Raw genomic sequence first — 4,508 nt, 5'->3', positions numbered from 1 at the left:
GGCATCGTCACCGACCGCGACGCCGTCAAGCTCGTACGCCAGGGCGTGTCGACCCTCGAGTCGATCATCAAGCCCGTGCCGCAGAGCGTGAGCGAAGACGAGGTCCTCATGAACCTCTTCATCCCCTCGGTCGAGTCGCCGCTGCCGCTGGCCGTGGTGGATGCCGCAGGGCGCCTGACCGGCGTGATCCCGCGCATCACCCTGCTCGCAGCTCTCGGCCCCGGCCCCGGTGCGACCGGCGAACTCACCCTGCCGCTGCTTCCGATGCCGCAGGCCGAGATCGATGCGGTGCTCGATGACGGATGGACGGCCGACTCGCAGCCGGTCGCCGGAACTATCGAGGAGGTGCGCTGATGGAAGGTTTCCGCATCCCCGTCGGAACGTGGATCGAAGCGGTCGTCGACTGGGTCAAGACCAATCTCGACGGACTCCTCGACGTCATCTCGTTCGTGATGAGCTTCCTCGTCGAGGGGCTCACGAGCGCCCTGCTGGCACCCCACTTCGCCGTCGTCATCGTGATCGCCGCGCTGATCGCCTGGGCCGTGCGCTCGTGGCAGCTCGCCATCGGAACCGTCGTGTCGTTCGGACTCATCGTCGGGATGGACCTCTGGGTTCCGGCCATGCAGACGCTCGCCCTCGTGCTGGTCGCCGCCATCATCGCCGTGCTGATCGCCGTGCCGCTCGGCATCTGGTCGGCGCGCAACGCCACCGTGCGTGCGGTGCTCAAGCCGGTGCTCGACTTCATGCAGACCATGCCGGCGTTCGTCTACCTGATCCCTGCGATCGTGTTCTTCGGCATCGGTGTGGTGCCGGGCCTCGTCGCGACCGTGATCTTCGCGCTGCCCCCGGGCGTGCGCCTGACCGAGCTCGGCATCCGCGGTGTCGATTCCGAGACCGTCGAGGCCGGTCACGCGTTCGGCGCGAAGCCGGGGCAGATCCTGCGCGGCATCCAGCTGCCGCTCGCCACGCCCACCATCATGGCCGGCGTCAACCAGGTCATCATGCTCGCGCTCTCGATGGCGGTCATCGCCGGGATGGCGGGTGCAGACGGCCTCGGGAAGATGGTCGTCGAGGCCATCTCGACCATCAACATCCCCAAGGGCGTGGAGGCCGGATTGGGCGTCGTGCTCATCGCCGTCTTCCTCGACCGCGTCACCGCAGCTCTCGGAACCCCGGGCGAGAACCACTCGTCTCTGTTCGGGATGCTCGCACGGCGCCGCAACGGACGTCACGACGACGGGTCGGGCTCGGCCTCCTCGGGCGACAAGGATGCGGTGGATGAGGCGGACCGCCTCAAGGCGTCGCCCCGTCGCACCCCGATCGCCGCCCAGTGATCCCCGCACTTCCCTGACACACCACTGCGACCCAGCAGTACGACACGGCACGCATCACCCCGGGAACACCCAGAACACCCTCTATACGGAACCAGGAGAGATACACATGAAGAAGAAGTTCCTCGCAATCACAGCACTCGGCATCACCGCATCGCTGGCCCTCGCGGGCTGCAGCAGCGACGGCGCCGGTGGCACGAACTCCGGCGGAGACGGTGCAGAAGACAAGGGCACGATCACGCTCGGCTTCCTGCCCTCATGGACCGACGGACTCAGCACCGCCTACCTGCTGCAGGACCAGCTCGAGAAGATCGGCTACACGGTCGAGATGAAGACGCTGACCGAGGCCGGACCGCTCTACACCGGTCTCGCCCAGGGGGACGTCGACATGTACCCGTCGGCGTGGCCCGAGCTGACGCACGCCGAGTACATGGACACCTACGGTGACGACATCGAGGACATCGGCACCTACTACGAGAACGCGAAGCTCACGATCGCGGTTCCGGAGTACTCCGAGCTGAACTCGATCGAAGACCTCAAGGGCAAGGGTGCGGACTTCGACGGCAAGATCATCGGCATCGAGCCGGGCGCGGGTCTGCCCGCTCAGACCGAGAAGATGATCCCCGCCTACGGCCTCGAGGACGAGTACGAGCTCGTCACCTCGTCGACCGCGGCGATGCTCACCGAGCTCAAGACCGCGACCGACGCGCAGGAGGACCTCGTCGTCACCCTGTGGCGTCCGTTCTGGGCCAACGAGGCCTTCGGAATGAAGGACCTCGAAGACCCCGAAGGAGCCATGGGCGAGGCAGAGGGCCTGCACTTCCTCGGCCACAAGGGCTTCGCGGAGGAGTTCCCCGAGGCTGCTGAGCTGATCGAGCAGATCCAGCTCGACGACGCACAGTACGGCTCGCTCGAGGACATGGTCGTGAACGAGTACGGCGAGGGCACGGAAGCGGATGCCGTCGACGCATGGCTCGAAGAGCACGGCGACGAGTTCGACTGGGTCGTCAGCTGACCTGACGCGCTGACCTGGATCCCCTTCGGGATCCTCCGCCCATCGCTGTGTCCGGGCTGCGGCGTCCGGGGTGCGACGTCTGGGGCGCGGTGTCTGCATATATCGATGTACCGAAACAGCAGCCCCACCCCCTCGTCACGAACGGTCGGGCAGCTCGTCTTGTGAGTGCCGTCGAAAGATCGTCGGCACTCCAGACATGCTCCGCCGAGGCCGAGCACAGCGCCGCCGATCGGTCGAGACAGACCACGGATGCCCTGCGGACATGTCCCCTGTGAATGAGGACCCTGATGACTGCAGCAGCACCGGCACGGGCACCACGGCGACGCCGCATCCGAACGCTCCTGGGCCTCGCGATGATCGGGGTGATCCTGCTGGCCGGCAACCTGCCGCCGACGCACGACCCGGCGCAGGCGATCGAGGATGCCGTGAGCACGACGCGCACGGCGACGACCGCGACCATGAACTACCGGGGCGGAGTCACGGCGACTCTCACGCTGAACCCGTCGACGACGCAGTACGGAACGGCCGGGGTGCAGTTCCTGACGACCACTCCGCACTCCGGCTACGGGGCGACGCCGGCCATGTTCGCGCCGGGTCTCAACCCGACGACGACGCCGACCGTGGGGCTCGAGGCCTATGCCGGCATGTGCGGCACCATCGACTACACCGGCTTCTGCCCCGGCAACGGCACTCTGACCGTCACGTTCAACAGGCCGGTGACCGACCCGATCCTCGACATCTCGGGACTCGGCGGATACGCGCAGTGCGCCGAGAGACGCAACTCGTCGGAGACGTACTGCAACATCCTGACCGGCAACGGTCTGACCGTCGGAACGAACGCCGACGGCGACCGCACCGCCGCAGGCTGGATCGCGATGGAGCTCGACATCGTCACCCCCGGCGTGACGTTCTCGCCGTTCGCGGGGGCGCAGAACTTCCGCACCACCGCCACGACCCTCACCACGGCGGTGACGTCGAGCAGTTCTCGCTGCGACACGATCCTGCCCGACGCGGCAGAGCTCGACGGGCGCACCATGACGAGCACCTCTCTCGCCGGGTGCGGGTCGGTGGCGCTCAAGGGCACCTTCCAGACGGTGACTCTGAGCCTCGGCACGCACATCCAGCGGGCTCCGGTCACCGACGGGTGGGCCAGCGGCTACAACGCCGCCGACCTCGGCACGAGACTCGCCGACCTCTTCCGTCTCTCGATCCGCCTGCACGAAGACATGGGAGACGCCCCGAGCAGCTACGACGCCGCGCAGGCCGCCGTGCACGTGCAGGGTCCGCTGCGGCTCGGCGCGGGGATCACGTCGGATGCCGATGCGACCGCGAAGCCCACGCTCTCACCGAATGCGGGCGCGGGGGCATCGCTCGACACCGATGACGCGATCGGCAACGGCGTCCGCGCGCCGGGGGCGATCCGCGGCACCGCCTACTCGCTTCCCATCCCGCTGACAGGGACCACGTCGCCGGGCACCGTCGCCGGGTGGATCGACTTCAACAGGAACGGGACGTTCGATCCGGCCGAGCGGGTGCAGGCGACCTTCGCCGCCGGTGCCACGTCGGTGAACCTGTCGTGGACCGTGCCGGGCACTGCGGTGCCGGGTGACACGTACATGCGGGTGCGCGCGGCCTTCACGGCATCCGAGGTGGCAGACCCCCGCGGCATCTCGCAGTCGGGAGAGGTCGAGGACTACATCCTGACCCTCGCCACCGCGTCGCCCGCGATCGAGGTCGTCAAGCTCGTGAACGGCGATGATGCGAACGCCGCCCCCGGGCCGATGGTGGATGCAGGCGGTGCTCTGACGTTTGAGTTCCGCGTGAAGAACACCGGCAACGTGGCGCTGACCGCGGTGCAGCTGGCTGACGATGTCATCACGGCCGCACTGATCCTTCCGGTCGGAGCCTGGGACGGCACGCTCGATCCCGGCGAGGTCGCGACCTTCACCGCGACCTACTCGGCGCCGACGACGGGCGGGACGCTGCACAAGAACACCGCGACCGCCTCGGGGCAGCCGGCCTCGGGTGGCGCACGCGTCACAGACACCGATCCCGCACATGCGACCACGCGCGAGGTGCTGGCGTCGATCACCGTCGAGAAGCTCGGCGAGGACGTCGACGGCGAATGGGTGCGGATGGACGGCTCGGGCTTCCGACTGCTC

The 4,508-nt window shown here is 67.9% G+C and carries 3 protein-coding genes and 1 pseudogene; all 4 read left to right on the top strand.

Annotation, left to right across the window (positions count from 1 at the left end):
* Nucleotides 1–354 (top strand): annotated as a pseudogene (locus J7E68_RS08035) (glycine betaine ABC transporter ATP-binding protein); the annotation flags it as partial.
* Nucleotides 354–1,334, top strand: a complete 981-nt coding sequence (locus J7E68_RS08030) for a proline/glycine betaine ABC transporter permease (RefSeq protein WP_215171521.1) — start codon at nucleotides 354–356, stop codon at nucleotides 1,332–1,334. The pseudogene J7E68_RS08035 and the gene J7E68_RS08030, both read left to right, overlap by 1 nt.
* A 106-nt stretch (nucleotides 1,335–1,440) precedes the next feature.
* Nucleotides 1,441–2,346 (top strand): glycine betaine ABC transporter substrate-binding protein, encoded by a 906-nt coding sequence (locus J7E68_RS08025; RefSeq protein ID WP_215171519.1) that lies wholly within the window; start codon nucleotides 1,441–1,443, stop codon nucleotides 2,344–2,346.
* A 287-nt stretch (nucleotides 2,347–2,633) separates the two neighbouring features.
* Nucleotides 2,634–4,508 (top strand): GEVED domain-containing protein (locus J7E68_RS08020; RefSeq protein WP_251048772.1); only part of this gene is annotated, 1,875 nt, incomplete at its 3' end.

It is taken from the genome of Microbacterium sp. ISL-103 (assembly GCF_018613995.1).
In the GTDB taxonomy this organism is placed as follows: Bacteria; Actinomycetota; Actinomycetes; order Actinomycetales; family Microbacteriaceae; genus Microbacterium.
The sequence above is the reverse complement of the archived record's forward strand: the minus strand, read 5'-3'. Positions and strand labels throughout refer to the sequence as shown.

Excerpts from the sequence above, each read along its gene's own strand:
- J7E68_RS08030 (WP_215171521.1), top strand. The coding sequence starts at position 354 with ATGGAAGGTTTCCGCATCCCCGTCGGAACGTGGATCGAAGCGGTCGTC.
- J7E68_RS08025 (WP_215171519.1), top strand. The coding sequence starts at position 1,441 with ATGAAGAAGAAGTTCCTCGCAATCACAGCACTCGGCATCACCGCATCG.